The following is a 24,673-nucleotide window of genomic DNA, read 5'->3' as shown; positions in this document are numbered from 1 at the left end:
TCACCCCGGACCCGGAGGGCCACGGGCAACCATCGCGCGAATCGCGCCGACTAGGCATTCAATCACCGCCGCTCTTCCACCCCGGCGGGCCGGGGGTGCGGTCTCACCCGTGTCGGCGCCGGTACTCCTCGGCCGCACCCGGGTGCAGCGGCACCGTCCCGGTGCCGATCAGCGGCCGCGCGTCGAGGAATTGGGTACCCGCGGCCTCGGCGGGCACGAGCTCGTCGGTGCGGGTGAGCAGCAGGTCCACGATCGCGGCGGCTGCCTCCGCGCTCATCGCGGGCGCGGCCAGCAACAGGTTGGCCACGCCCACGGTGTGCACGGTCGGCCCGCCCGGATAGGCGTCGGCGGGGATCTGCACGCGGTCGTAGACCGGGCCGTAGCGGGCCCGCAGCGGGGCGGCGAGTTGCCCCAGCTCCAGCAGCCGCATCCGCGACGGCACCGCCAGCGCCGCGGTGGGCACGCCACCCGCCCACAGCAACGCGTCGAGCGCGCCGCCCGACAGGGCGGCCACCGCCTCGCGCAACGGTTGATGCGTGACGAGGACGTCGGTCGCCGGGTCCAGTCCGGCCGCGAGCAGCAGGCGCTCGCCGGTCATGGCCGCCCCCGAGCCGGTGGCCCCGAGGTTGACGCGGGCGCCGCGCAGCTCGGCGACGGTGTGGACGGGACTGTCGGTGCGCACGGCCAGTTGGAGGTAGTTCTCGTAGACGCGGCCGAGCGCGAGCAGCCCGGGCCCGGCCTCCCGCGCCGAATCCGCCAGTGCCAGTGCGGCATCCACCCGGCCCTCGGCGAGCAGGGCCAGATTCTCCTGCGACCCCGCGGTCACCACGGTCTCGATCCGGACCGTGCCCGCCCGCGCCGCGGCCTCGGCGAGCAGGCGGGCGAAGGCGTAATAGAAGCCGCCGACCTCGCCCGACGCCAACCGCACCGCGGGCGGATCACCGCCCGCGCAGGCGCTCGCCGCCGCGAGCCCCGCCAGCATCAGCAAGCCGCGACGCGATAATCCGCGCACCGGGGAGACACTCATGCCGGCACCGCCGCGGGCAGGTGCACCGAGACCGCGAGCCCGTGCGGGTCGGCCGCGGCGACGGTGAGCCGCCCGCCCCTGGCCTGCGCCAGCGCCGCGGCGATCGGCAGGCCGAGCCCGGACCCGCCGGCCGGAGCCGTCGAGCCGCGATAGAACCGCGTGGTGAGCCGGTCGAGTTCGGGCGCGGGCACCCCGGCGCCGTCGTCGCGCACCGTCACCGTCACACCGTCCGGCTCGCGCGTCACCGCGATCACGGTGCGCGTGCCCGCCCCCGCGTACCGGTTCGCGTTGCTGAGCAGCACATCGAGGATCTGGGCGAGGGTGTCGGCGGGCACGGCCACCTCGGTACTGCCCATCGCGTCCGCGGCCTCCAGGGTCTGCTCGGCGGCGTGGAACGCCGAATGCCAGGCGTCCACCCGGTCGGCGACCACCTGCACCGCGTCGCAGCGGTCGCGGTCCGCCTCGGCCGGGAAGGCGGCCGGTGTCTCGGCGACGGCGAGCGTCAGCAGCCCGTCGAGCAGCGTGGTCAGTCGTTCGACCTCCGCGCTCGCCTTGCGGAAGGTCGGCGCGGCGCTCTCGGGGACGGCGGGTTCGAGGGAATCCAGCCGGATCGTCAACGCGGCCAGCGGATTCCGCATGGCGTGCGCGGTGTCGGCGACCAGCTGACGTTGCGCGTGCGCCGAATCGGCGACCGCCCGCGCCATCGCGTCGAAGGACTGCGCGACCGCGCGCATCTCCGGCGGGCCGCCGTGGCGGCGGGTGAGCGAGGTGGGTGCGGCCGGGTCGGGCGTGCCCGGCGGCGGGGTCGGCAGTGTCGCGGTGAGTTCGGCCACGGCGTCCGAGAGTGCCGCCAGCGGCCGCAGCACCCACCGGCTCAACGTCACCGCCAACAGCATGAACACCAGCATGGCCAGCACCGCGCCCAGCACGATCACCGTCCAGGCCCGGGTGATGTCGGCGCGGGCCGCGGTGGTGGACGCCTGGATCACCACCGCCCCGTTGACCTGCACGCCGGTGCCGACCGGCCGGGCGATGAGCATCGTGGCCGCGCTCCACGGCAGCAGCCGCACCGCCGGTTGCGGCTGTTGATTGCGGCGGGCGGCAGCCACCGCGGCGGCGACGTCCGGGTCGGCGGTATCGATCCCGGCGTTGACGGTCGTCGCGCCGCGCGCGTCGACGACCAGCACGTTCTCGCCGTAGAGGGCGTGGTAGCCGGTGACCTCCTCGACCAGCGCGGCGGTGTCGCCCTCGGCGGTGGCCACCGCGTCGGCGAGCGAGGCGAACCGGTCGGCGTCGCCGGAGCGGCCGAGCACCAGCTGCTGGGTGCGGCTGGTGGCGTAGGTGAGCGAGAGCGGCACGGCGAACGCGAGCACCGCGATCGCCGCGAACACCGTCAGCGCGACCAGCAGCCTGCGCCGCATCGGCTCACTGCCCCCACCGGTAGCCGTAGCCGCGGATCGTCGTGATCAGCCCCGGCCGGTTCAACTTGGCCCGCAGCCCGGTCATGTGCACATCCAGCGACCGGGACACCGCGACGAAGGCATCGCCCCAGATCCGGTCCATCAGCTGCTGGCGGCTCACCGCCGCGCCCGGCCGCTCCACCAGCGCCTCGACCAGCTCGAACTCCTTCTGCGTCAACGGCACCGGTGACCCGGCCACCTCGACGACCCGCGCCACCAGGTCCACCCGCACGTCCCCGGTGACCACCTCCCGACGCGGCGGTTGCGCGGCCACCGCGGCACGCCGGGTGACGGTTTCCAGGCGCGCCATCAGCTCCGCGATCCGCGGTGGCTTCACCAGGTAGTCGTCCGCGCCGCCGCGCAGGCCCCGCACGACCGAGCGCTCGTCGCTGCGCGCGGTCAGGATCAGCACCGGCACCGAACTCACCTCGCGCAGCTGCCGCAGCACCTGGAGCCCGTCGCCGTCGGGCAGGCCGAGGTCCAGGATCACCGCGTCGTAGCCGCGATGATCGAGCAGGAGTTCGGCGCCGCGGCGCTTGCGGTCGGCACGGAAGCCGCGGGCGGTGAGCGCCTCCACCAGCGCATCACCCACACCGTCGTCGTCCTCGACCACCGCCAGTCGCACGTGCCGATCCTTTCACACCGAGCAGTTCCGTCCGGGTCGCCGGCCGCTCAGGCGCGCGCGCCGGTCAGATCCCGCTCGGGCCCGCCGTCCACCGGCTGCGCGGTGTCGCCGTCGATGGTGGACTCGGCCGAGGTCTCCCGCATGAAGTAGTAGGTGACCAGCGAGATCGCGACGCAGCCGGCGACGTAGAAGAAGTACACCGCCTCCAGGTCCGCCTTCTTCAACGCCAGCGCGATCATCTCGGCGGTGCCGCCGAAGATGGCGACGGTCAGCGCGTAGGGCAGGCCGACGCCGAGCGCGCGGATCTTGGTCGGGAAGAGTTCGGCCTTGACGATCGAGTTGATCGAGGTGTACCCGGTCACGATCACCAGCGCCAGCATCATCAGGCCGAACGCGGCCAGCGGATTGCTGGTCTGCGCGAGCACCATCATGATCGGCACGGTCAGCACGGTGCCGCCCACGCCGAAGAAGATCAGCAGCTTGCGCCGGCCGATCCGGTCGGACAATCCGCCCGCCAGCGGTTGCAGCACCACGAACACCAGCAGCGCGACGAAGTTGATCCACGCGACCGTGCCCTTCTCCAGCCCGGAGGTGTTGATCATGAACTTCTGCATGTAGGTCGTGTAGGTGTAGAACGCCACCGTGCCGCCCAGCGTCAGGCCCACCACCAGCAGGCACTCCCGCGGATACCGCAGCAGCATCCGCAGCGAACCGCGGGCTGCCGCGGGCGCCGCGCCGGACTCGTCGGCCTCGACGGCGCGGAACTGCTCGGATTCGTCCATGCCGCGCCGCAGCCACATCACCACCAGGGCGCCGGTCGCGCCGATCACGAACGGGATGCGCCAGCCCCAGCTGTGCATCTGGTCGTCGGTGAGCACCTGCAGCAGCAGGATCTGCACCCCGAGCGCGGTCAGCTGGCCGGCCACCAGCGTGACGTACTGGAAACTGGAGTAGAACCCGCGCCTGCCCTTGGAGGCGACCTCCGACAGGTAGGTCGCGCTGGTCGCGTACTCGCCACCCACCGACAGACCCTGCAGCAGCCGCGCCAGCAGCAGGATCACCGGGGCGGCGATGCCGATCGTCGCATAGCCGGGCGTCACCGCGATCAGCAGCGAACCGGCCGCCATCACGGTCACCGACAGGGTGAGCGCGGAGCGGCGGCCGAACCGGTCGGCGTAGCGGCCCAACGCCCAGCCGCCGAGCGGACGCATCAGGAAGCCGACGGCGAACACCGCCGCGGTGGACAACAACTGGGCGGTCGCATCGCCCTCGGGGAAGAACGCCTTGGCGAAATACACGCTGAACGCCGCGTAGACGTACCAGTCGTACCACTCGACGAGGTTGCCGATCGATCCCCGCAGCACGTTCGCGACGACCCGCCGCTCGCTCCCAGGCTGTGTCGTAGTCACTGAATCTCCTTTTCCGGACGCAGCGTCGCGTCTGTCGGAAAAGGAGTGTGTCGGCAGTCACAAGGGTGACGGAAGGCTCGCGGACGTTTCCTAACACTCCCTTAGGACGATCGGTCCCGGCGCCCGCGCGCCCTAAGCTCACAGCGTGCCAGACACCGCCCCCACCGCCACCGGCCGGTCGATCGTGCTGGACGCGCACGGCGTGCGCGCCGAGATCGGCACCGTCGCGGCCGTGTTGCGCTCGTTGACCGTCGCCGGGACCGCCCTCACCGAGCCCATCTCCGCGACCGCGCCGCCGCCGCTGGGGTGCGGCATCGTGCTCGTGCCGTGGCCGAACCGGGTTCGCGACGCGCGCTGGACGCTGGACGGCGCACCACAGCACCTCGACATCACCGAACCCGCCCGCGGCAACGCGATCCACGGGCTGCTGCGCAACACCGAGTACAGCGTGCGCGAGCGTACCGGCGACAGTGTCACCCTGGCGGCGTTGATCCCGCCCCAGCACGGCTGGCCCTTCCTGCTCGACACCACGGTCGACTACACGCTGCGATCCGACGGCCTCACCGTCGTCCACACCGCCACCAACCACGGCGACCGGCCCGCGCCGTGGGCGGTCGGCGCCCACCCCTACCTCCGGGTGGGCGACACGCCCGTCGGCGAGCTCGTACTCACCGTCCACGCCGACACCTGGTTCGACGTCGACGAGCGGATGAACCCGATCGGCGAGCATCCCGTCGACGGCACCGACCGCGACCTGCGCGAAGGCGTGCGCGTCGATGCCCTCGACCTCGACACCGCGTTCGGGGCGGTCACCCCGCGCGACGGCGTGGCCGCCCGGCTCACCGCCCCCGGCGGCGCCACCGTCGACCTGCGGTACGGCGGGGACTGGGGCTACCTCCAGGTCTTCACCCCGCGCACGTTCCCGCGCCCCGGCGGCCCTGGCCTGGCGATCGCGGTCGAACCGATGACGGCGCCGCCGGACGCGCTCAACTCCGGCCGCGGCCTGCACTGGCTCGAACCGGGCGAAACCACCTCGCGCACCTGGGAAATCGTCCACACCCCGGGCCGCTGACCGCGGCGGGACGGATATCGGCTGCGGCCGAGCGTGGTTCGGTTTCCGGCGGCCGCGACGGGGAAGATCACCATCATGACCACGGTGCGCACCCGGATCCCCGCCCGCCTCGACCGGCTGCCGTGGTCGCGATGGCACTGGATGATCGTGGTGGGGCTGGGGTCGGTCTGGATCATCGACGGGCTCGAGGTCACCGTCGTCGGCAGTGTGGCCGGGCGGTTGTCGGAGCCGGGCAGCGGCCTGCCGATCTCGGCGGCGCAGGTGTCCGGGCTCGCGGCGGCGATGTATGTGGCCGGTGCGTGCGTGGGCGCGCTGTTGTTCGGCTGGTTGACCGACCGCTACGGGCGCAAGAGGCTGTTCATCATCACACTGGCGGTATACCTGGCGGCGACGGCGCTCACCGCGCTGTCGTTCTCGGTCTGGTGGTTCGTGTTGTGCCGGTTTTTCACCGGGCTCGGCATCGGCGGCGAGTACGCGGCCATCAATTCCGCGGTGGACGAGTTGATTCCGAGCAAATACCGCGGTCGCGTCGACATCGTGATCAACGGAACCTACTGGCTGGGCGCGTCCGGCGGCGCGTTGCTGTCGGTGGCGGCGCTGAACCCGGAACTGTTCGCGCCGAACATCGGCTGGCGTCTGATGTTCGGCATCGGAGTGGTGTTCGGGCTGTTGGTGCTGGTGGTGCGCAGGCATGTACCGGAAAGCCCGCGCTGGATGTTCATCCACGGCCGCGACCGGCAGGCCGAGGAACTCGTCGACGGGATCGAGGAACAGGTGCGCCGCGACACCGGCGCGGAGCTGCCGGAGGTCGAGGAGATCGTGCAGGTGCGTCAGCGCCGCTCGACCGGGTTCGGGGAAATCGCCTCGGTGATGTTCCGCCGTTACCCGCGGCGCAGCGCTCTCGGGCTGTCCCTGTTCATCGGCCAGGCGTTCCTCTACAACGCCGTCACCTTCAATTTCGCGGTGATCCTCGGACGCTCGTTCGACGTGCCCGCCGACCGGGCCGGCTACTACTACGCGGTGATGTGCCTGGGCAGCTTCTTCGGCCCGCTGCTGCTGGGCCGCTACTTCGACACCGTCGGCCGCAAGCCGATGATCACCGCCTCCTACCTCGGGTCCGGTCTGCTGTTGCTGCTGACCGCGGTGCTGCTGGTGCGCGGCGACCTGACCGCTGTCACCCTCACCGCCTGCTGGGCGATCGTGCTGTTCGTCGCCTCCTGCGGCGCCAGCTCCGCCTATCTCACGGTGAGCGAGATCTTTCCGATGGAGACCAGGGCGATGGCGATCGCGTTCTTCTACGCCATCGGCACCGCGGCCGGCGGGATCGCCGGTCCGTTGGTGTTCGCCGAACTCACCGGTGACGGCGATCCCGGCCGCACCGCCCTGGCCTTCGCCATCGGCGCGACGATGATGATCCTCGCCGGGTTGGTCGAACTCGTCCTCGGGGTGCGGGCCGAGCAGCGGTCGCTCGAGAGCATCGCCGCCCCACTGAGTTTTCAGTCCGACGAACCCGACATCGCCGGGGTCCGGCGGTGAGGCGAGGATCGGGTCAGCGCTGGCGCCAGCTCAGTGGGCCGGGCAGGTCCACGCTGTTCCTGCGGGTGCGCGAATTCCACGACCACGGACCGATTTTGATGCTCCACGACGAGAGACCCGATTGGGTGAAGTTGAGCTTCAACGGCCCGAACGACTTGCGCTGACGGTACTTGATGGGCATGTGCAGCCTCCCTGATCCGGCTCCAGGATAGCCGATTTCCGTTACCGCCCACGGATTCCCGCGGTGGTGCGGCTCATTCACCGCGCCCGGTGCGCTGCTGCAACTCGTCGATCAATCGGGAGGCCTGTGCCTTCGTGAGGCCCTCGGGCACCTGCTCGCCCGCCTCCTGCGCCAGCGTGTGTAGGTAGGACTCCTGCGGACCGGTCATCGGCTCGTCGCCGGTGGTCCACTCCTGCGGATCCTTCTCCGGATTCGGCTGCACCATCGGTCACTCCTCACAGTCGACAGAACAGGTGTTCGACTCCCGGTCTACCCGGCCCGCACGATTTCAACCCGACCTCATCCGGGCCGACTCGGACCGGGTCACGGGCTGGGGCGCGTGGTCCCGAGACCGATCCGGCGGGCGAGGCGTGCCGGCAGGCGGGTCGCGATCTGGGCGGCGCCGGTGGTCCGGCGCGGCCGGGGCACGAGTTCGCCCGCGCAGTTTGGGCAGCTGTCCAGGCCCGTGTGGCAGGTGGGGCAGTAGGTGCACTCGTAGGAGCAGATCCACGCCTCACCGTCCGGTCGCAGCGTGGCGCCGCAGAGTTCGCAGCGTGACTTCATCCGCAGCACGGGTCAGCCCACCTTGTAGTTGGCCAGCGCCTTGGCGACGTGGGTGCCGGACGCGGTGACGATGTCGACCTCGCAGGCGGTGAGTGTCGCGCCGCGGCGCAGGGGCCGGCCGCGGCCGATCAGGTCCTCGGCGCGGGCGGGCTGGAGGAATTCCATGGCCAACGAGGCGGTCACCCCGCGCAATTCGCCGGGTAGTTCCCGCCCGCACCACGCCGCGGCCATCACGGTCATGTCGGCGAGTGCCGCGATGGCGCCGCCGTGCACCATGTCCTCGACGGTGGCCAGTTCGGGGCGCCAGGGCAGGCGCAGCGCCGCCTCGTCGTCGGTCAGTTCTTCGATCCGGACGCCGAGCAGGCGCACGAAAGGGGATTGCGGCACGAAGAGCCGCATGAGCTCGGTGCCACCGGACGCCATCTGCTGAAGCTGTTCCTTGTTCACCTACACAGTGAATGTGAGCTGCACTCTGTATGTCAAGGGTAGGATCGCGGTCGTGACGACGTTGCGACAGGCGCAGGCGCAGGCCACGCGGGAACGGTTGATCGAGGTGGCGACGCGGCTGTTCGCGGCGGACGGCTACGCGGCCGTCACCACCACCACCTTGAGCGAGGCCGCGGGCATGACCCGGGGCGCGCTCTATCACCACTTCGCCAACATGGGCGAGGTCATGGCGGCGGTGCTGGCACGGTCCGAGCGAGCGCTCGTCGAGCGCGTGGCGCACGCGCTGGACGAGCACCCGGAACCGGGCGCGAAGTTCCTGGCCCTCGGCCCGTCGCTGTTGCGGGTGCTGGCCGAGGATCCGACCACACAGCGCATCGTCTTCCTCGAAGCACCCGCCGCCCTGGGCTGGACCCGGTGGCGGGCAATCGACGAAGGGCGATCGCTGGCACTGATCGCGGGCCTGCTCACCGAGCTGCGCGAACGCGGACAGCTCGCCGAGGGCGTCGACCCGCATCTCACCGCCCAGCTGCTGCTCGGCGCGATCAACGAAGCGGGCATGCGGGTGGCCGCCACCGACGGCCGCGACCGCGCAGCCGCCGCCACCCAACTCACCCTCCTGTGCCGCGGTCTGCTGGCGTGATCCGGTGGCCGGCGCACCGGCCACCGGTGGCATTCACGCCGCGGTGTCGGCGGTGGGCAGCAGGCGGGCGAGCAGGTCGGCCAGGGTGATCAGGCCGACCACCCGGTCGCCGTCGGTGACGACGGCCAGGTGGTTGCGGGTCTCGCGCATGATCCGCAACGCCTCGTAGACCGCGGTCGCGGTGTCGAGGGTCAGCGCCGGGCGCATCAACCGCGCCGCGATGACACCCGGCTCGGCGCGCAACGCGTCGCGCACGTGCACGACGCCGTCCACCTGCCCGGCCGCGCCGACGAGCAGACGCAGATGCCCCGTGCGGCGGGCGGTCTCGGCGATCTGCTCGGCGTCGGCGTCGGGGGAGACCCCGCTGGGGTCGGCGCCGGACGGCACGATGTCGCCCACGGTGAGCGCGGACAACTCCAGCGCGCTCACCAGGTGTCCGTGGTATCGCTCGTCGAGGGTGCCGACGGTGGCCGAATGTTCGACCAGGTGCCGCAACGCATCCGGGTCCTGACCACTGCCGACCTGGTCGACCGGGTCCACGCCGACCTTGCGCAGGCACCAGTTGGCCACCTGGTTCAGCCGGACGATGAGCGGCCGGGTCAGCCACATGAACGCGCGCATCGGAATCGCCAGCAGGGTCGCCGATTTCTCCGGATGCGCGATCGCCCACGATTTGGGCGCCATCTCGCCGACGACCAGGTGCAGGAACGTCACGATCACCAGCGCGAGCACGAACCCGGCGACATCGGCGAGCCACAGCGGCGCGCCCCAGTTCTCGAAGGCCGGGGTGAGCCAGTGGTGCACCGCGGGCTTGGTGATTGCACCCAATGCCAACGTGCACACCGTGATACCGAGCTGTGAACCGGCCAACAGCACCGACAATTCCGAGGCGCTGCGCAGCGCCGCCCGCGCCGAGCGGCTGCGCGGCGCGGCGTCTTCCAGGCGGTGCCGGCGGGCGGCGATGAGGGCGAACTCCACGGCCACGAAAAAGGCGCTCGCCGCGATCAATCCGACCGTGGCCGCCAGCACGATCCACGGGTCATCCATCGCGGTTCTCCCCTTCCGGCTGCCCCGCGGCAGCCTCGACGCGGACGCTCACTCGCACCGACGCGGGCACGTGCTTGTCCACCGCACGCACCTCAGCCAGGAGGGTCCGCCGCGGTGGCGGGTCGGCCATGATCAGTTCGGCCGGGTCCGGCGGGAGCGTGATCGCGACGGTGGTGCCGACCTCGGGCAGGCCGCCGTACTCGGTGATGACCAGTCCGGCCAGGGTCTCGTAGTCGCCGTCGGGCAGCGCGTGGCCGAGGGTGCGGCGCACCTCGTCGAGGTGGACGTCCCCGCGGATCAGCCAGCCGTCGCCGTCGACGGTGACGACCTCGGTCTCGATCGCGGTGTCGTGCTCGTCGGCGATCTCGCCCACGAGTTCCTCGGCCATGTCCTCGATGGTGACGACCCCGGCGAATCCGCCGTACTCGTCGATGACCAGCGCCATCTCCTCGCCCGCGGACCCCAGGCGGGCGAGCACGTCCGGCAACGGCAGCGTGGTGGGCACCAACACCGCGGGCCGGCACCGCGATCCCGCCGTGCCGGTCTCGCGGTCGTCGAGCAGGTCGTGCAGGTGCACCACACCGCGCAGGTCGTCGGCGCTGTCACCGACCACCGGATAGCGGGTGTGCCCGGCACTCATCCTCGCCAGGACCCGCGCGACCGGCTCGCCGGCGCCCACGTAGTCCACCCGCGAGCGCGGGATCATCGCGTGTTCGGCGGTGCGGGTGGGGAAGTCGAGGATCCGGTCCAGCAGCGCCGACAGTTCCGCGGGCAACTCGCCGGTGTCGCGGGACTCGGCGACGATGTGCACCAGATCGCGCGGGGTGGCCGAATGCTCGACGTCGTGCACCGGCTCGATCCGCGCCAGGCGCAGCAGCAGGTTCGACGAGGCGTCGAACAGGGTGATCAGCCAGCCGAACAGCCTCAGGTACAGGGTGGTGGACCTGGCCAGCCAACGCGCCACCGGTTCCGGCCGGGCGATGGCGAGGTTCTTGGGAAACAGCTCGCCGAACACCATCTGCACCACGGTGGAGAACGCCACCGCGAGCACCGTGCCGACGGCCACGCCCACCGCGGTGGGGACGCCGACGCCGCCCAGCAGATCCCCGAACCCGCTGCCGATCAGCGGTTCGGCGACATAGCCGACCAGCAGGCCGGTCACCGTGATCCCCAGCTGGGCACCGGAGAGCATGAACGACGTGCGGCGGGTGACGGTGAGTGCGCGGGCCGCCGCCGCGTCACCGGCCTCGGCCCGAGCCCGGAGCCGAGACCGGTCCACGGCCATGTACGCGAATTCCTGCGCCACGAAGTAGCCGGTGAGGGCGGTGATGGCCAGAACGACGAGGATGCCGAGTGCGATACCGAGAACGGTCAGCACGGTCGGCTCCGGGAAATGGTGACGGCGGGAGCGTCACACGGGGGCGGGGAGGGTCTTCGAGGTTTGCGCTTGGCGCGTCTCATCAGCTCTCTCTGCAATCGAATGGCAACCTACCCCACCCAGAATAAGGCAACCCAATTAATCCCGTTTGTCCGAGTCGGCGACGGCGGCCTGGACGCCGCTGCCCCGGGAACGTCCGTACCCGGCCTCGGACGATCTGCTCGCACCCCGTCGTCCCTGACCGTGGGTCACCGATCCCGGATGGCGGCCGCGGCGGCCGCGCGGGAGCGGACGCCGAGCTTGATGCGGGCGTTGGCGATGTGCCGGTGGACGGTGTGCGGGCTCAGCGTCAGCCGTTCGCCGATCTGGGCGTCGGTGAGGCCGTCGGCGACCAGCCGCAGGATCTCGCGCTCCCGCTCGGTGACGGCCGCGGGCCCGGGCGGGGTGGGGTGCGAGCGGATCGGGTGCCCGAGACCGCGCAAGGTGGCGTCGGCGACCCCACCGGCGTCCCCGCGCCACGGGAAGTGGTCCTCACCGGGCAGTTCCACGAACGTGGCCCGGCGCACCCGCCGCGCCACGTCGACGCCGAGGGCGAACGGCACGGCGCGGTCGTCGCGGCGATGCAGCACGGTGGTCGGGACCGTCAGGGCGGCCAGGTAGTCGGTGGCGTCGAGTGCGTAGGCGCCCGCCAGGGACCGGGCCGCCTGCTCCGCGGTCGCGGACAACCGCTGGAACTGGGCGAATCGTTCCCGCTCGGCATTGCCGGCGCCGGGGATGAAGATGTCGGCGAGCAGCCGCGAACCCAGACCCCAGTGCGCGGAGATGGCATCGACCATGGCCCGGCGGGCCGCTTCGGGCGCGATGTCGGCGCCGCGGGCGAACGCGCCGTAGAGCACGAGACGGTGCACCCGGCCCGGCATCCGGGCGGCCAGTCCCGCGGCGACGGCGGCACCGGAGGAGGCGCCGACGAGCGCGAGCCGGTCCAACCCCAGTGCCTCGATGAGCTCGGTGGTGACCGCGATCTCGCCGTCCAGGTCGAGGGTGTTCCCGCCGGTGCCGGAGGCGCCGCGGCCCGGCTGGTCGTAGCGGATCACGGTGAACCGTTCGGCGAGCCGGGACAGGTACGCCCGGAACAGCGGATCCTCCCAGTTGAGCGTGAGGTGGCTGCACCACCAGCCGCCGACCAGCAGCGGTGGGCCGCTGCCCACCGCCGAGTACGCGATGTCGCCGCCCGAGGTCTTCAGGTGGCGCACGAGTTGATCCTCGACGCGCAGCATGATGCCACCTTTCCCGATCGTCACGGCTGCCGCCGCAGTTCCACCCACACCGCCCGCGCGGAGGCGACGACCGCGCCCGACCCATCGATGATGGCGGATGCGGTGCGTATCGACCGGTTCCCGGCGTCGAGGGTCCAGCCGAGGCAGATCAGTTCCTCGCCGACCTCGATCGGACGGCGCTGATGCGCGGTGAGACTCCCGAGCAGGCAGAACCGCCGCTCCCGCATGGCCGCGGCGGGGTAGCTGGGGCAGTCGAGCGCACCCCACACCGCGGCCGCGCGCACGACGCCTGCCACGGCGAAGCGTTCGGTCGGCACGAACGGGCTGGCCAGCACGTCCGGGTGGCCGGGCAGGGGACCGGAGGTCACCCGCAGCCCGTCGTCGCGGTCGGGTCCACAGACCACACAGTCCGACAGCGGGTGCTCGATCCCGCGCATCGGATGCGACCGCCGGGCGTGCTCGGCCTGGTCTATGCTCGCCCGCACGGGCGGTTCCAGCACGAACGGCTCGACCGCCGCCGCTGTGGCCAGCAGGGTGTCGCCGTGGGTGACAGCGGCTTTCGTGCCGTCGCCGGTCGCCGTGAGCGGCACCGCGAGCGGCACCCCGTGGCGGAGGACGACGGTGGCGGTGCCGCCGACCAGACCGGCGAAGGCGCCGCAGGCGAAGCCGCCGTTGGACATGCCGGGCAGGGCGTTCTCGGCGGCGGACAGGGTGAGGGTGGTTGTCGTCGAATTCGTCATGGCAGCCAGCCAACCGCGCCGACCCCCGCGCCCGGATCACCCGTTTCCGCCTTCGGAAATGGCCGGAACCGGCCATGCCGAGCGGGGCGGGCGCGGGCCAGACTGCCACCATGACCACAACGACCTTCGGCCGGCGTTCCTTCGCCCGCTGGTATCCCCGTTTCATGGACCGCGTCGAGCGCGCCGGGCAGGCGGACATCCGCCGCGACCAGCTCGCCCATGCCCGCGGCCGAACCTTGGAGATCGGCGCGGGCAGCGGCCTGTCCGTGCCGCACTATCCCGACCAGCTCGAGGAGCTGGTGCTGCTCGAACCCAACCCCGACCTGCGGGCCCAGCTCGCCGCCCGCACCGACACCCCCGACGTGCCGGTGCGCGTGATCGACGGCGACGCGCACGCACTCGACTTCCTCGACGCCGCCTTCGACACCGTGACCGCCTCGCTGGTCTTCTGCTCGCTGCGCGATCCGGCCCGTGCCCTCGCCGAGGTGCACCGCGTGCTGCGGCCCGGGGGAGTGTTCCTGTTCCACGAACACGTGCGCGGCAGCGGCGTGCGCGCGGTCTTCCAGGACGCGCTCACGCCGCTGCAACGCCGCCTCGCCGACGGCTGCCACGCCAACCGCGATTTCGAATCCCTGGTCCGGGCAGGCGGATTCGCGACGGTGGAACTCACCGCCATGCGGATGCCGACCCGCCTGCCCACGATCGTGCCGTTGGTCGTCGGCTCGGCGCGGAAGTAGCGTCGGCCGCCGCTCACTCCCTGCTCACCGCACGGGCGCGGGCGGCCAGACCGTCGAGCACGTCGACCCGCTCGTCCGGTACCTCGACATTCATGCGTATCGATGCCGTGCCGACGGCGGTGAAATGCCGAGCACCGATGCCAACGGCGCTCCTCACCACGATATTCCGCCCAACGATGCCGACGGTGCCGGTCAACGCCGTACCGCGGCGAGAATCTGCGTGACGAGATCGTCCAGCCTGCGCTGGTGCGCGCCCGCCCAGTAGATCCGCCCGCATCCGGTGCAGCGGCGGAAGGTGTCGTAGTTCTCCCGGGTGCCGGGTGAGAGTTCGTGGACTATCTCGTCTTTGGCGACATCGGCCAACACCGCGCCGCAGCGCAGACAGCGGGTGAACGGGGCCAGCTGGTCGGCGAGATCGAGGCGGCCGATCACCTCGACGATCTGTTCGAACGGACGGTCCGCGCGCACGTACACGCCGTGGCTGACGATGCGACGGGCGAGCAGCCCGCGGTCGCGGGTGAGCAGGATGCGGTGGTCCTCGGCCGAGATCTCGGCCAGCCGCGCGTCGGTGGCGTCGAAGTCGCAGCGCACGTCCTGGCCCATCAACCGCAGCAGGCGGGCGAGGCCGCCGAGATTGACGTCGACCAGCATGCGCGGCTCGCGCAGCGGATGCGGGCGCACCCGGGTCAGCCCGGAGATGTCGAGGCTTTCGAACATCGGATAGGCGGCGAGACGATCGCCGGGGCGCGGATGATGCTCGAAGCCGACCGATTCACCGTTCACCAGCAGCAGGTCGATCTCGGTGTGCGGGACGCCGGCGGCTTCGACGATGTCCTTGACGGTCTGGTGCGGCCGGACCGGGCGCCACAGTGCGTCCTGGCGGTCCTGCGGCGGCAGGAAGTCGTTGAGTTCGGCGTACAGGCGCAGCTCGATGCCGGGCGCGGTCATGTCTCCATGATCCGGTCGTCCGCAACCGAATTCACGCGGTCAGCCGGTCGTCGTAGACGCTCGCCAGATCGCGCAGGGCCGTCCCGCCGTCGCCCTGGAAGCTGGAGCCGTGCATGATCGCCAGGGTGGTCGGGGCCAGTTGGGCCAGGCGGCGCAGGGTGGCGGGGACGGCGGGGCCGATCGATGTCGCGTGGAAGACGTCTTCGGCGGCCGCCGCCGGTTCGACGAGGTCGGTGTCGGTGAGCGCGGGACCGTCGCCGAGCTGGGTCATCAGGTCGCCACAGAACAGCACCCCGGTGGTCTGCTCGTAGAGCACGCGCGCCTCCCAGTTGTGCGGGGCGTGCGGGGTGTCGATGTGCTGGACGCGGCGGTCGCCGAGGTCGATCACCTGGCCGTCGGCGAGCGGTCGCGGCGGCCGGTCGGCCATGTCGTCGAGGGAGACCGCACAGCCGAGTGCGCCGTGTGCCACCTGCGCGTGCGGGGCGGCGGCCAGGAAGAGATTCATCGAACCGCACTCGTCGGCCTCCACGTGGCCGAAGGTGATCCAGCGCAGCTCCTCGACCGGTCTGATCCGCGCGATCTCGGCGGTCACCGCCGGGAACAAGGCCCGCATGCCGGTGTGGAACAGCAGCGGTTCCTCCGCGTCGAGGAAGAACTGGTTGAAGGTGAACCCGGTCGGTCCGACCTCGGGGATGTAGGTGGAGATGCGATAGATGCCGTCGGCGATCTCGTCGGTGTGGGTTTGCATGATCGAATCCCGGTGCTGGCGTTGACCCCCCACTCGAAACCACGCGCGACCTCGAAGTTTACTCCCGTGCGCGGGATGCCGACAGCCCACAGGAGAAGACGGCCTGCCCGGTGTGGGCTACCGAAGACCCCGGTGTGCGGGTCCGGCACGTGGCGCGGACCCGCACGGTGCGCTACCGGCCCACGTGCACGGCCGGGCGACGGTCCGCCCACGGCATGGCGCGCTCGAGATCGCCGGCCAGCGCCAGCAGCGTGGCTTCGTCGCCGTAGCGGCCGGCGAACTGGATGCCGATCGGCAGGCCCGCGGTGGATTCGGCCAGCGGCAGGGAGATGGCGGGCATGCCGGTGACGTTGAACAGCGCGGTGAAGCTGCCGTAGTCGAAGATCCGGTCATACCATTCGCGCGCGCTCAGCGAGGCGTCGTCCGCGTCGAGATGCCCCAGCGGGATCGGCGGTGCGCTGGTGGTGGGGGTCAGCAGCACGTCGTAGCGGGTGAGGAAGCCCGCGACCGCGCGGGTCGTCTGGTTGAACACGCGGTCGGCGGCGAAGATGTCGAACGCCGACAGGGTCTTGCCGTATTCGACACACGCCAGCGTGGTCGCCTCCAGGTACTCCCGGCTGGGCTGCACGGCCAGTTGTGCCGAGGCGCCGAGGACGGCGTCGGCGAGGAAGCTGCACCACGCGTCGAGGTTGGCCTTGTCGAAGGCCGCCACATCGAGTTCGGGCGCGGCCTCCTCGACGACGTGCCCCAGCTCCGCCAGTCGCTCGGCCACCCGGTTCACCGCGGCCACACACTCCGGGTCGACCGCGCGACCGGCGTCCATCGGGGTGGTGGTGACGGCGATCCGCAGCGGCCGGGAACCCGCGGCGGCGTGCTCGGCGTAGCTGCGCACCGGGCCGGGCAGCAGGTAACGGTCGCCGGGCTCGGCACCGTGCACCGCGTCGAGCAGCCGCGCGCAGTCGCGCACGGTGCGGGTGACGGCGAATTCGATGCCGAGGCCGAGCAGCGGGTCGGCGAAGTCGGGGCCGGGGGTGGTCCGGCCACGGCTCGGCTTGAGGCCGACCGCACCGCAGGCCGCGGCGGGGATGCGGATCGAGCCGCCGCCGTCGTTGGCGTGCGCCATCGGCAGTGCGCCGCTGGCGACCAGCGCCGCCGAGGCGCCGCTGGAACCGCCGGGGCTGCGGTCGGTGGCCCACGGGTTGCGGCTGGGTCCGCCGTAGGCGATGGCCTCGGTGGTGGCGTTGAACCCGAATTCCGGGCTGCGGGTGATCGCGCCGATGGCCAGGCCGGCGCGACGGAACCGCGCGACCAGGTGGGTGTCCTCCGGGTGGGCGACACCGGCGCCGAACAGCCGGCTGCCGCTGCGGCTGAGCACCCCGCCCGCGTGCGCGATGAGGTCCTTCAGCGCGAACGGCACCCCGGCGAACGGGCCGGACTCGTCGTAGTCGAGCGGTTTGTCGAACCGCTCGCCCGCCACGGCGGCCAGTTCGGGCTCGACCGCGTCCAGGGCGGTCGCGGCCGCCGTCCAGACCTCGGCCGCGCTGACCTGGCCCTCGCGGATCAGCTCCGCCAAACCGGTGGCGTCGTGCGCGGCGTATTCGGCGACATCCATGTGATTCTCTCCTCGTGCTTCGCGGGCGGGATGGGCGAAGGGTAGGAGCGAACATCACGGCGCGTATCGGCAGAATGACGGAGGCGCAATCGCGGGCGGGTTGCTAGCCGCGCACTTACCATGACCCCATGAGCGAGTCGGCGGTGCGTGCACGTCTCGCCGCCGCGCTGGAACTCCGGGACGCGGCGGCCGGGTCCCCGGTGGGCGAACCCCTCCGACAGCAGGCCGCCCGCCTACTGTTCGCCCTGCGCCGGGTGGTGCCCTACGACCACGCCGCGCTGTCGATCCCGGATCCGGTGACCGGCGAGCACACCACCTACACCAACTTCGGCTACAGCACCCCGACGCTGGACCTGATCAACGACGCCATGCCGGACATGGAGTTGTACGACGAACTCCGCGAGACCCGGCTCCCGGTGCTGTTGCACGACGTGGACCGGCGGCGACGGCGCGGCGTCGTGTTCGACACCATCCGACGCAACGGCTTCCGCGACGGGCTCAGCCACTGCCTCTACTCGCCGCACGGCCGCTACCTCGGCATGCTGAACCTGAGCACCTACACTCCGCTCGACGAGCACACCCTGGCACTGACCACCCTGGTCTCCGACGCGCTCGCCGCCGCGGTCGACCCGCTGCGCCCGGTCAACGGTGCCGCCATCGCCCTCGGCGCGGGGGAGGAGGCCCTGCTCATCGATCGCGACGGCACGCCACGCCCGATGACGGCGGGCGCGTGCACCGACCTGGCCGCGGCCCTCGTCGGTCGGCTTCCGGCGCCGTCGGCGACGGTGATCCACCGCTCGCAGGTGCACGAAGTCCGCGTCGACGAGGTGCGCGGCGGCACCCTGCTCCGGCACCGCCCGGTGCCGCCGCCCGCGGGATTGACCCTGCGTGAGCTCGAGGTGCTGGAACTGCTCGCGCACGGTGCGGCCAACACCGAGATCGCCCGCACCCTGCGGATCGGGGCCTCGACGGTCGCCACCCACGTGGAGGCGATCCTGCGCCGCACAGGATCGCCCAACCGGACCGCCGCGGCCGTCTACGCGACCCGCATCGGGCTGTGCCGTTCCTGGTGAACCTTGACAGGCAAGTCCACGCTTGCCTATCGTGGCGGTCGTGGACGCAGACCCCGACCTGTTCAAGGCGATCGGCGACGCGACGCGACGCACCATCCTGGACGAACTGATCGACCGAGACGGTCAGACGCTGTTCGAGCTGTGCGGCCGGCTGACGATGAAGCACGGCCTCACCTCCTCGCGACAGGCCATCTCCCAGCATCTGGCCGTGCTCGAACAGGCGGGCCTGGTGCGCACCCGCCGGCAGGGCCGGTACAAGTTCCACCACATCGACACCCGCCCGCTGCGCGCGATCGTCGAGCGGTGGCCCATCGACCGAGAGGAACCGAAGCCGTGATCCGCATCAACATCACCAGCGTCTACGTCGACGACCAGGCCAAGGCGCTGGACTTCTACACCGGGAAACTGGGTTTCGTGAAGAAGACCGACGAACCCGCCGGCGGTGCGCGCTGGCTCACGGTCGTCTCACCCGCCGACCCCGACGGTGTCGAACTGCTGCTGGAACCCGACGGGCACCCGGCGGCCCGCACCTACAAGGACGCGCTGGTCGCCGACGGCATCCCGTTCACCCAGTTCGCCGTCGACGACGTGTACGCCGAGGTCGACCGGCTCAAGGGCCTCGGCGTCGAATTCACCCAGGAGGCAACCGATCTCGGGCCCGTCGTCACCGCCGTCTTCGACGACACCTGCGGCAACCTGATCCAACTCGCCGCGATGAAGTAGGCGCTAGCGCGTCGCCTCTCGGAGGGCGCGGAACTCCGCGGCCAGGGCGTCGAGGGTGTAGTGCGCGTTGAGTCCGCTGGGGTTGGGTAGCACCCAGATCTCGGTGTCGGCGATCGTCTCGTCCTGGCGGCCGACGGTGGTGCGCGGACGGCCGAACGCGGTCCGGTAGGCGCCGATCCCGAGCACGGCCAGCGCCTTCGGGCGGTATCGCCGGACCCGTTCGGTCAGCGCCCGACCGCCCTCGCGCAACTCCGCGGTGGTCAGCTCGTCCGCCTTGGCCGTCGTCCGCGGCACCACGTTCGTGATGCCCAACCCCAAGGCGAGCAATTCCGCCTGCTCGTCCGGCCGGAACAGGCGCGGGGTGAATCCGGAACGGAACAGCGCGGGCCAGAACCGGTTTCCCGGCCGCGCGAAGTGATGCCCGGTCGCCCCCGACCACAGCCCCGGATTGATCCCGCAGAACAACACCCGCAGATCCGGCCCCACCACGTCGGGAATCGTCGTCCCGGCGGCGGCCGCCAGATCCGCGGGCGTGGGTCGATACGCGGCCGATACCATCACCCCAGTCTGCCGCACCGCCACCGGGGGCCCGGGTCAGACCGCGACGCGGTAGGCGAGGATGTCGCGGACGAGGGTGCCGAGGCTCTCCGATTCGGTTTTCGCCTTGATCCGGGCCCGGTGCACGTCGACGGTTTTCACGCTGGTGCCGAGCCTGCTGGCGATCTGTTGACTGGAGCGGCCCTCGATGACCAGGCGCAGCACATCGCGTTCGCGCGGGGTGAGGCCGTCCAGGCGGGCCCGCACCCGCAACCGGTCGGCCCGCTCGGCGAACAACCGCGTCGCCACCGGCAGCTGCTCCTGCACCACTTCCAGCATCCGCTGCGGCTCGTACGGCTTCTCCAGGAAATCGACGGCGCCCGCGCGCAGGGCACGCACCGACATCGGGATGTCGCCGTGGGCGGAGCAGAAGATGATCGGCGCGGGATAGTCGCGCTGGTTGAGCTGTTCCTGCAACTGGAATCCGCTCAACCCGGGCATCCGCACGTCGACGATGACGACGCCCGCCTCGTCGAAATCGACCTCCTCCAGGAACGAGGTGGCCGTGGCGTAGGTGAGTGCTTCGATGCCGACGCTCTGGAGCAGGAACGCCAGCGACTGCCGCAGGTCTTCGTCGTCGTCGACGACGTGCACCACGGGGGCGGACTCGGCGTTCATGGCGGACAATCCTAATCCTGCGGCGATCCCGGTGGTCATGGCGTCATCAGCACCGATCGGGTGGGGAAGTGCTCGGCGAAGTTCGCGGGCAGCGGCGCGACGAAGACGTTCTCGGTGCGTGTCCGGGTGATCTTCCAGACGCCGTCGATGCGGCGGAAGGCGTTGTTCAGGCGGCTCGAGCGCAGCAGCGCGGTGCCGTCGGCGAACAGCCACGGCTGCATGTGGATCCACTGGCCCTGCGCCGTGTCGCCGTCGACGTGGATCTGCTCGGCGGTCGGATAGTGGGCGTTGAGCACCAGCCGCGGCTCCCGGTCGGGGCTCCAGAACCGCTCGAAATGCGCACGGATCGCCGCGTGCCCGACCAGGCGGCCGAACTGGTTGTCGTAGTACTCACCGACGCCCTCCCAGACCGCGTCCTCGCTGTAGAGGTCCATGATCAGGTCGATGCGCCGGGCGTCGTCGGCCACGCCGAACTCCGGGCACGGCGTGTCGCAGAGGAACATGTAGCGGGCCTGCAGCCGGCGCACCTCCGCCTCGCCCTCCAATGTCTCGATGCGGCGGACGAGCCGCGCGATCGTGTCGGCCTCGGTCACCGTGACCTCCTCGTGTCGGTGATGTCGTGAATCCACGCCGCCGCGCGCAGCAGGGCAGCCTCCGAGTGCGGGGCGCCGATCACCTGGATGCCCAGCGGCAGCCCGTGCGGGTCGCGCAGCCCGGGGACCGTGACCACCGGGAGCCCCAGCGCCTGCCAGGGCCGGCTGAGCACCGGGTCGCCGGTGGCGTGCAGTCCGTGCGGCGCCGGTCCGGGCGCGGCGGGGCCGAGCACGACGTCGTAGTCGCCGAGCACGGCCGACACCGCACCGCGCGTGCGCTCGATCGCCCGCCGGGCCGCGGTGTAGTCGGAGTCGCTGATCGCGGCACCGGTGCGGAGCAGGTCGGCCAGCGGGCGGCTGAGTTCCTCGGCCCGGGCGAGTTCGGCGGCGCGCTCGCGGGCTGCCTCGTAGGCCATGACCATCCGGTGGGCCTCGACGGCGGGTGCGACGACCTCGTGGGCGAAATCCACCACGTCGGCGCCCTCGGCGACCATCCGATCCCGCAGCGCCGCAACGGCATCGCGCATCGACGGCTCGACCGGCGGACCACCGTCCCACACCGCCACCCGCGGTGCGGCGACCGGCGCGTCCAGCGGGTCGGGCGCTCCCGTCAGCATCGACCACGCGCAGGCGAGATCAGCCACCTCCGCGGTGAAGAACCCGTGACTGTCCAGACTGGGCGCGAGCCCGGTGACCCCGTCGGTGGGCAGCAGGCCGCGGGTGAGCACCAGCGCCGCCACCCCGCAGTAGGCGGCCGGTCGGGTGACCGAGCCCGCGGTCTGCGAGCCCAGCGCCAGCGGCACCTGACCGGCGGCCACGGCGGCCGCCGACCCGCTCGACGATCCGCCGGGTGTGTGCCCGGGCGCCGCCGGATTGCCGGTGGGGCCGGGGGAGAAGTAGGCGAACTCCGTGGTGACGGTCTTGCCCGCCGGGACGAACCCGGCCGCTCGCCACCGCCGCACGATCTCGGCGTCCGTGGTCGCCGCGGCGCTGTCGGCCCGCACGCGGGAACCGCACCGGGTCGGGTAGCCGGACACGTCGATGATGTCCTTGACGCCCAACGGGATTCCGGCGGGCGAGGGCTGCGGATCGCGAACCACCCAGGCGTGCAGGCGCTGCTCGGTCTCGGCGATCCGGCGCCGCGAACGCTGCCACACCTGTTCGAGGCCGACCCGGTCGGCGGCGAGATCGTCGACCAGCTCGCGCAGCGACCACGGCGCGTACCGCGTCATCGGTCGCTCCAAGCCGCATCGGCCCACCAGTAGTCCATGCCGCTCGCGCTCACTCCGTGCCGCCACTCGGAGGTGCGGCGCAGGCTGGGCTCGGCCGCGGCGGTCACCCGGTCGGCGGCCTCCGGCCCGTCGGCGTCGGCCTGCCAGTGCACCCAGTTCAGCTCCCGGCCGGACGCGTCGTGCAGGAACAGATCGACGTGCCGCCACCCGTAGCCGTGGGTGTCGTTGTAACACATCAGGGTCAGGCGGGCCTGCGAGTCGTCCATGCGGTGCTCTCCTGCTCGGTGCCGACGTGGTGGAAACGGCGCTGGAAGTAGACGAGGGCGTCGGCGTTCTCCCGGACGTCGACTCGCTCCACACTCACCAGGAAGATCGAATGCGAGCCCTGGGTGTGGTCGCTGATGATCCGGCCGACCACCCGGGCGGCGGCGGTGCGCAGCATCGGGATGTCCTCGGTGTCGTGATCCCACATCGCCCACTCGAACCGTTCGGCCATCGGCACCCCGGTCGCCCCCGCGAAATGCCCGGCCAATTCCTCGTCGCGGGCACTGAGAACGTTGACGCACAACCGCTCGTTCCGGCGGAAGATCGCGTGCGTGTAACTGGACTGATTGACGCACACCAGAACCGTGGGCGGTGAATCGGTGACCGAACACACGGCACTGACGGTGATGCCCGCGCGACCACCCGGCCCGTTGGTGGTGACCACGTTGACTGCGGCCGAGAGATTCGACATCGCCGCCCGGAAGTCACGCTGTTCGGCGGTCAATTGCTTGGTCATGATCTCGACGCTACGAGTGATCCACGCCTCGAGAAATCGAGAGTTCCCCCGCTCGCGCTGAAGGTTTCCCCTATCCGATTCAGGGTGTGGGCAGCGCGAATCCGAAGATCGAGCCGCCGCCCTCGGCGGCACGGCACCAGATGGTGCCGTGCTGGCGGGTGATGATGCGATAACTCAACGCCAATCCGATCCCGCTGCCGTGCGATTTCGAGGTGAACGATTCCAGGAACGGATCACGCTGCACACCGCGCCCGTGATCGCGCACCGTGAAACAGCCGCCCTCCGCCCGCAGCTCGGTGGCCAGCAGGATGCGCCGCGCTCCGGGCGGACACTGCGCCATCTCGTCGATGGCGTTGAAGCACAGGTTCACGATCACCTGCCCGGTCAGCACCCGTTCGCAGCGCACGTCCACGGGGGTGGGGGACAGGTCGAGCTCGATCACCACCCCGTGCTGTTCGGCGCGCAACCGCACGAAGTAGAGGCATTCGGTGACCACGTCGTTGAGGTCGGCGACCTGGTCGACCTGTTCCAGGTGCCCGACGAACGCGCGCAGTGTGGCCACGATGGTCGCGGCCCGGTCGATCTGCTTGCGGGCCGCGTCGAGGCCGATGCCGACCCGGCGGTCCAGCTGCTCCCCGCCGGGCAGGTGCGAGCGGATGCCCGCGATGTAGTTGCCCGCGGCCGCCAGCGGCTGGCCCAGCTCGTGGGCGATCGCCATCGCCATGTCGCCCATCGCGGTGTAGCGGGCGAGGTAGTTCTCGCGCTGGAGTTCCAGTCCGCGTTTGCGCTCGTCCCGCACCCGATCGGACACGTCGTGGACCAGCATGAGGAAGGCGGGCACGTCGGTGTCGTCGAGTCGCTCCAGGCTGCCGTCGAGCCAGGAGGTGGTGCCGTCGGGCTGGGCGACCTCGAGCCGCACCGCGGCCACCGGGTCGGCGTCGGCGGCGACCTCGGCCCATCCGGTGCGCCTGCCGGCCCGGTGCAGGTAGGCGTAGGAGGTGAGCCGCGGCCCGGCCGGTAGTTCGGTGCCGGGGTCCAGGCCGAGGCGGGTCAGGGCGGTGTCGGTGGCGAAGCGGATCTCCCCGTCCTCGTCGAGGACGAACGCCATCGTCGCGGTGTGCCTGGCCAGCGCGTCGACGTAGGTCGTGGTCAGGCGCAGGGCGTGTTCGGTGCGCTGCTCGCGCTCGATGTCGCGGAACTGCACCATCACCGCGGGCCCCTGCGCGAGATCGATGCGGGTGGCGACGGCGTCGGTGGGAATGACCCGCCCGGATTTGGCGCGGTAGTGCCATTCGATGCGGCTGCTGCCGTGCTCCACCGCGTCCTGGAGCCAGGCGCGGCCGATCACCCGGTCGTACTGCTGGGCCGAACTGCTCATGTCGTTGGCCTTGAGCGGACGGATCTCGTCGAGATCGAAACCGAGCATCGCGCACGCGGCCGGGTTGGCCCAGAGAATGTTCTTGGTCTCGGCGTCGTGGACGAGCACACAGACCTCGGTGGCGTTCATCATCGTGACGAAATCCGAGACGACCAATTCGGGAGCACGCGGATCGACGGACATCGGGCCAG

At 71.3% G+C, this 24,673-nt stretch carries 30 protein-coding genes; 7 read left to right on the top strand and 23 right to left on the bottom strand.

Going from position 1 to position 24,673, the window contains the following annotated elements:
* Positions 1 to 103: 103 nt before the first annotated feature.
* From AMO33_RS06205 to AMO33_RS06190, 4 genes are read right to left on the bottom strand one after another with little or no spacing between them, the layout of a single operon-like run.
* The gene (locus AMO33_RS06205; RefSeq protein WP_060591147.1) at positions 104 to 1,027 is read right to left on the bottom strand and encodes a TAXI family TRAP transporter solute-binding subunit; all 924 of its coding nucleotides are present in this window, start codon (positions 1,025 to 1,027) and stop codon (positions 104 to 106) included.
* The gene (locus AMO33_RS06200; protein WP_060591145.1) at positions 1,024 to 2,448 is read right to left on the bottom strand and encodes a sensor histidine kinase; all 1,425 of its coding nucleotides are present in this window, start codon (positions 2,446 to 2,448) and stop codon (positions 1,024 to 1,026) included. Before AMO33_RS06200 ends, AMO33_RS06205 begins: the two co-directional genes overlap by 4 nt.
* 4 nt (positions 2,449 to 2,452) lie before the next feature.
* On the bottom strand, positions 2,453 to 3,112 hold the full coding sequence (locus AMO33_RS06195; protein WP_011209347.1) for a response regulator transcription factor: 660 nt from the start codon (positions 3,110 to 3,112) through the stop codon (positions 2,453 to 2,455).
* A gap of 47 nt (positions 3,113 to 3,159) precedes the next feature.
* Complete coding sequence (locus AMO33_RS06190) at positions 3,160 to 4,521, bottom strand: MFS transporter (RefSeq protein WP_011209348.1); 1,362 nt, start codon at positions 4,519 to 4,521, stop codon at positions 3,160 to 3,162.
* Between the two features lie 145 nt (positions 4,522 to 4,666).
* Here AMO33_RS06190 and AMO33_RS06185 point away from each other — a divergent pair, with 145 nt between their 5' ends.
* Positions 4,667 to 5,593 (top strand): aldose 1-epimerase family protein, encoded by a 927-nt coding sequence (locus AMO33_RS06185; protein ID WP_060591143.1) that lies wholly within the window; start codon positions 4,667 to 4,669, stop codon positions 5,591 to 5,593.
* Between the two features lie 75 nt (positions 5,594 to 5,668).
* Positions 5,669 to 7,129 (top strand): MFS transporter, encoded by a 1,461-nt coding sequence (locus AMO33_RS06180; protein ID WP_060593324.1) that lies wholly within the window; start codon positions 5,669 to 5,671, stop codon positions 7,127 to 7,129.
* 13 nt (positions 7,130 to 7,142) lie between these two features.
* On the opposite strand, the gene AMO33_RS30165 is transcribed toward AMO33_RS06180, so the two are convergent.
* The 4 genes from AMO33_RS30165 to AMO33_RS06165 all read right to left on the bottom strand — a co-directional run bounded on the left by AMO33_RS30165 (position 7,143) and on the right by AMO33_RS06165 (position 8,336).
* Positions 7,143 to 7,310: a DUF4236 domain-containing protein gene (locus AMO33_RS30165; RefSeq protein ID WP_011209351.1), complete on the bottom strand. Its 168-nt coding sequence runs from the start codon at positions 7,308 to 7,310 to the stop codon at positions 7,143 to 7,145.
* A 73-nt stretch (positions 7,311 to 7,383) separates the two neighbouring features.
* A complete protein-coding gene (locus AMO33_RS06175; RefSeq protein WP_011209352.1) occupies positions 7,384 to 7,575 on the bottom strand; it encodes a DUF3072 domain-containing protein in 192 nt (63 codons plus the stop codon).
* Between the two features lie 98 nt (positions 7,576 to 7,673).
* Positions 7,674 to 7,913, bottom strand: a complete 240-nt coding sequence (locus tag AMO33_RS06170; RefSeq protein ID WP_220275465.1) for a DUF1272 domain-containing protein — start codon at positions 7,911 to 7,913, stop codon at positions 7,674 to 7,676.
* 12 nt (positions 7,914 to 7,925) lie between these two features.
* Positions 7,926 to 8,336: a PaaI family thioesterase gene (locus tag AMO33_RS06165; RefSeq protein ID WP_060593323.1), complete on the bottom strand. Its 411-nt coding sequence runs from the start codon at positions 8,334 to 8,336 to the stop codon at positions 7,926 to 7,928.
* 76 nt (positions 8,337 to 8,412) lie between these two features.
* On the opposite strand from AMO33_RS06165, the gene AMO33_RS06160 reads away from it, so the two are divergent.
* Positions 8,413 to 9,000, top strand: a complete 588-nt coding sequence (locus AMO33_RS06160) for a TetR family transcriptional regulator (RefSeq protein WP_060593322.1) — start codon at positions 8,413 to 8,415, stop codon at positions 8,998 to 9,000.
* A 33-nt stretch (positions 9,001 to 9,033) separates the two neighbouring features.
* Here the strand turns inward: AMO33_RS06160 and AMO33_RS06155 are convergent, their stop codons facing one another.
* The 4 genes from AMO33_RS06155 to AMO33_RS06140 form a co-directional block, all read right to left on the bottom strand.
* A complete protein-coding gene (locus AMO33_RS06155; RefSeq protein WP_060591140.1) occupies positions 9,034 to 10,047 on the bottom strand; it encodes a hemolysin family protein in 1,014 nt (337 codons plus the stop codon).
* Positions 10,040 to 11,425: a hemolysin family protein gene (locus tag AMO33_RS06150; protein ID WP_060591138.1), complete on the bottom strand. Its 1,386-nt coding sequence runs from the start codon at positions 11,423 to 11,425 to the stop codon at positions 10,040 to 10,042. The genes AMO33_RS06155 and AMO33_RS06150 overlap by 8 nt, the downstream gene beginning before the upstream one ends.
* Before the next feature lie 248 nt (positions 11,426 to 11,673).
* Positions 11,674 to 12,702 (bottom strand): alpha/beta fold hydrolase, encoded by a 1,029-nt coding sequence (locus AMO33_RS06145; RefSeq protein ID WP_060591136.1) that lies wholly within the window; start codon positions 12,700 to 12,702, stop codon positions 11,674 to 11,676.
* 20 nt (positions 12,703 to 12,722) lie between these two features.
* Positions 12,723 to 13,442: a hotdog family protein gene (locus AMO33_RS06140; RefSeq protein ID WP_060591134.1), complete on the bottom strand. Its 720-nt coding sequence runs from the start codon at positions 13,440 to 13,442 to the stop codon at positions 12,723 to 12,725.
* Positions 13,443 to 13,552: 110 nt separating this feature from the next.
* Here AMO33_RS06140 and AMO33_RS06135 point away from each other — a divergent pair, with 110 nt between their 5' ends.
* The gene (locus AMO33_RS06135) at positions 13,553 to 14,179 is read left to right on the top strand and encodes a class I SAM-dependent methyltransferase (RefSeq protein WP_060591133.1); all 627 of its coding nucleotides are present in this window, start codon (positions 13,553 to 13,555) and stop codon (positions 14,177 to 14,179) included.
* Positions 14,180 to 14,192: 13 nt separating this feature from the next.
* On the opposite strand, the gene AMO33_RS30160 is transcribed toward AMO33_RS06135, so the two are convergent.
* From AMO33_RS30160 to AMO33_RS06120, 4 genes are all read right to left on the bottom strand, one after another.
* Positions 14,193 to 14,375, bottom strand: a complete 183-nt coding sequence (locus AMO33_RS30160; protein WP_076573441.1) for a hypothetical protein — start codon at positions 14,373 to 14,375, stop codon at positions 14,193 to 14,195.
* Complete coding sequence (locus tag AMO33_RS06130; RefSeq protein WP_060591131.1) at positions 14,372 to 15,127, bottom strand: Mut7-C RNAse domain-containing protein; 756 nt, start codon at positions 15,125 to 15,127, stop codon at positions 14,372 to 14,374. Before AMO33_RS06130 ends, AMO33_RS30160 begins: the two co-directional genes overlap by 4 nt.
* Before the next feature lie 31 nt (positions 15,128 to 15,158).
* Positions 15,159 to 15,875: an oxygen-binding di-iron domain-containing protein gene (locus AMO33_RS06125; protein ID WP_060591129.1), complete on the bottom strand. Its 717-nt coding sequence runs from the start codon at positions 15,873 to 15,875 to the stop codon at positions 15,159 to 15,161.
* 172 nt (positions 15,876 to 16,047) lie between these two features.
* On the bottom strand, positions 16,048 to 17,487 hold the full coding sequence (locus AMO33_RS06120; protein WP_060591128.1) for an amidase: 1,440 nt from the start codon (positions 17,485 to 17,487) through the stop codon (positions 16,048 to 16,050).
* A gap of 128 nt (positions 17,488 to 17,615) precedes the next feature.
* Here AMO33_RS06120 and AMO33_RS06115 point away from each other — a divergent pair, with 128 nt between their 5' ends.
* From AMO33_RS06115 to AMO33_RS06105, 3 genes are read left to right on the top strand one after another with little or no spacing between them, the layout of a single operon-like run.
* Positions 17,616 to 18,560: a helix-turn-helix transcriptional regulator gene (locus AMO33_RS06115; protein ID WP_060591126.1), complete on the top strand. Its 945-nt coding sequence runs from the start codon at positions 17,616 to 17,618 to the stop codon at positions 18,558 to 18,560.
* Between the two features lie 31 nt (positions 18,561 to 18,591).
* Positions 18,592 to 18,897, top strand: a complete 306-nt coding sequence (locus tag AMO33_RS06110; RefSeq protein WP_011209366.1) for an ArsR/SmtB family transcription factor — start codon at positions 18,592 to 18,594, stop codon at positions 18,895 to 18,897.
* On the top strand, positions 18,897 to 19,283 hold the full coding sequence (locus AMO33_RS06105) for a VOC family protein (protein WP_170916118.1): 387 nt from the start codon (positions 18,897 to 18,899) through the stop codon (positions 19,281 to 19,283). Before AMO33_RS06110 ends, AMO33_RS06105 begins: the two co-directional genes overlap by 1 nt.
* A 3-nt stretch (positions 19,284 to 19,286) precedes the next feature.
* Here AMO33_RS06105 and mug read toward each other — a convergent pair whose 3' ends face one another.
* The 7 genes from mug to AMO33_RS06070 form a co-directional block, all read right to left on the bottom strand.
* Positions 19,287 to 19,841 (bottom strand): G/U mismatch-specific DNA glycosylase, encoded by a 555-nt coding sequence (gene mug / locus AMO33_RS06100; protein WP_060591123.1) that lies wholly within the window; start codon positions 19,839 to 19,841, stop codon positions 19,287 to 19,289.
* A gap of 36 nt (positions 19,842 to 19,877) precedes the next feature.
* Positions 19,878 to 20,498 carry a response regulator transcription factor gene (locus AMO33_RS06095; RefSeq protein ID WP_011209369.1) on the bottom strand — a complete coding sequence of 207 codons (621 nt, stop codon included), beginning with the start codon at positions 20,496 to 20,498 and terminating at the stop codon, positions 19,878 to 19,880.
* A 35-nt stretch (positions 20,499 to 20,533) separates the two neighbouring features.
* Entirely contained in the window at positions 20,534 to 21,091 is a 558-nt protein-coding gene (locus tag AMO33_RS06090; protein ID WP_011209370.1) for a nuclear transport factor 2 family protein, read from the bottom strand.
* Positions 21,088 to 22,323, bottom strand: a complete 1,236-nt coding sequence (locus tag AMO33_RS06085) for an amidase (RefSeq protein ID WP_060591122.1) — start codon at positions 22,321 to 22,323, stop codon at positions 21,088 to 21,090. The genes AMO33_RS06090 and AMO33_RS06085 overlap by 4 nt, the downstream gene beginning before the upstream one ends.
* On the bottom strand, positions 22,320 to 22,589 hold the full coding sequence (locus AMO33_RS06080) for a hypothetical protein (protein ID WP_060591120.1): 270 nt from the start codon (positions 22,587 to 22,589) through the stop codon (positions 22,320 to 22,322). The genes AMO33_RS06085 and AMO33_RS06080 overlap by 4 nt, the downstream gene beginning before the upstream one ends.
* Positions 22,565 to 23,104 carry a flavin reductase gene (locus tag AMO33_RS06075; RefSeq protein WP_011209373.1) on the bottom strand — a complete coding sequence of 180 codons (540 nt, stop codon included), beginning with the start codon at positions 23,102 to 23,104 and terminating at the stop codon, positions 22,565 to 22,567. Before AMO33_RS06075 ends, AMO33_RS06080 begins: the two co-directional genes overlap by 25 nt.
* A 79-nt stretch (positions 23,105 to 23,183) precedes the next feature.
* Entirely contained in the window at positions 23,184 to 24,665 is a 1,482-nt protein-coding gene (locus tag AMO33_RS06070) for a PAS domain-containing sensor histidine kinase (RefSeq protein ID WP_041560143.1), read from the bottom strand.
* Positions 24,666 to 24,673: the final 8 nt, after the last annotated feature.

It is taken from the genome of Nocardia farcinica, assembly GCF_001182745.1.
Taxonomy (GTDB): Bacteria; Actinomycetota; Actinomycetes; order Mycobacteriales; family Mycobacteriaceae; genus Nocardia; species Nocardia farcinica.
Note: the sequence above shows the minus strand (reverse complement) of the source record. Positions and strands in the feature narration are given on the sequence as shown.

Coding starts and splice junctions, on each gene's coding strand:
- AMO33_RS06205 (WP_060591147.1), bottom strand. CDS start 1,027: ATGAGTGTCTCCCCGGTGCGCGGATTATCGCGTCGCGGCTTGCTGATG.
- AMO33_RS06200 (WP_060591145.1), bottom strand. CDS start 2,448: ATGCGGCGCAGGCTGCTGGTCGCGCTGACGGTGTTCGCGGCGATCGCG.
- AMO33_RS06180 (WP_060593324.1), top strand. CDS start 5,669: ATGACCACGGTGCGCACCCGGATCCCCGCCCGCCTCGACCGGCTGCCG.
- AMO33_RS30165 (WP_011209351.1), bottom strand. CDS start 7,310: ATGCCCATCAAGTACCGTCAGCGCAAGTCGTTCGGGCCGTTGAAGCTC.
- AMO33_RS06175 (WP_011209352.1), bottom strand. CDS start 7,575: ATGGTGCAGCCGAATCCGGAGAAGGATCCGCAGGAGTGGACCACCGGC.
- AMO33_RS06170 (WP_220275465.1), bottom strand. CDS start 7,913: ATGAAGTCACGCTGCGAACTCTGCGGCGCCACGCTGCGACCGGACGGT.
- AMO33_RS06165 (WP_060593323.1), bottom strand. CDS start 8,336: ATGGCGTCCGGTGGCACCGAGCTCATGCGGCTCTTCGTGCCGCAATCC.
- AMO33_RS06155 (WP_060591140.1), bottom strand. CDS start 10,047: ATGGATGACCCGTGGATCGTGCTGGCGGCCACGGTCGGATTGATCGCG.
- AMO33_RS06145 (WP_060591136.1), bottom strand. CDS start 12,702: ATGCTGCGCGTCGAGGATCAACTCGTGCGCCACCTGAAGACCTCGGGC.
- AMO33_RS06140 (WP_060591134.1), bottom strand. CDS start 13,442: ATGACGAATTCGACGACAACCACCCTCACCCTGTCCGCCGCCGAGAAC.
- AMO33_RS06135 (WP_060591133.1), top strand. CDS start 13,553: ATGACCACAACGACCTTCGGCCGGCGTTCCTTCGCCCGCTGGTATCCC.
- AMO33_RS06130 (WP_060591131.1), bottom strand. CDS start 15,127: ATGACCGCGCCCGGCATCGAGCTGCGCCTGTACGCCGAACTCAACGAC.
- AMO33_RS06125 (WP_060591129.1), bottom strand. CDS start 15,875: ATGCAAACCCACACCGACGAGATCGCCGACGGCATCTATCGCATCTCC.
- AMO33_RS06120 (WP_060591128.1), bottom strand. CDS start 17,487: ATGGATGTCGCCGAATACGCCGCGCACGACGCCACCGGTTTGGCGGAG.
- AMO33_RS06115 (WP_060591126.1), top strand. CDS start 17,616: ATGAGCGAGTCGGCGGTGCGTGCACGTCTCGCCGCCGCGCTGGAACTC.
- mug (WP_060591123.1), bottom strand. CDS start 19,841: ATGGTATCGGCCGCGTATCGACCCACGCCCGCGGATCTGGCGGCCGCC.
- AMO33_RS06095 (WP_011209369.1), bottom strand. CDS start 20,498: ATGAACGCCGAGTCCGCCCCCGTGGTGCACGTCGTCGACGACGACGAA.
- AMO33_RS06085 (WP_060591122.1), bottom strand. CDS start 22,323: ATGACGCGGTACGCGCCGTGGTCGCTGCGCGAGCTGGTCGACGATCTC.
- AMO33_RS06080 (WP_060591120.1), bottom strand. CDS start 22,589: ATGGACGACTCGCAGGCCCGCCTGACCCTGATGTGTTACAACGACACC.
- AMO33_RS06075 (WP_011209373.1), bottom strand. CDS start 23,104: ATGACCAAGCAATTGACCGCCGAACAGCGTGACTTCCGGGCGGCGATG.
- AMO33_RS06070 (WP_041560143.1), bottom strand. CDS start 24,665: ATGTCCGTCGATCCGCGTGCTCCCGAATTGGTCGTCTCGGATTTCGTC.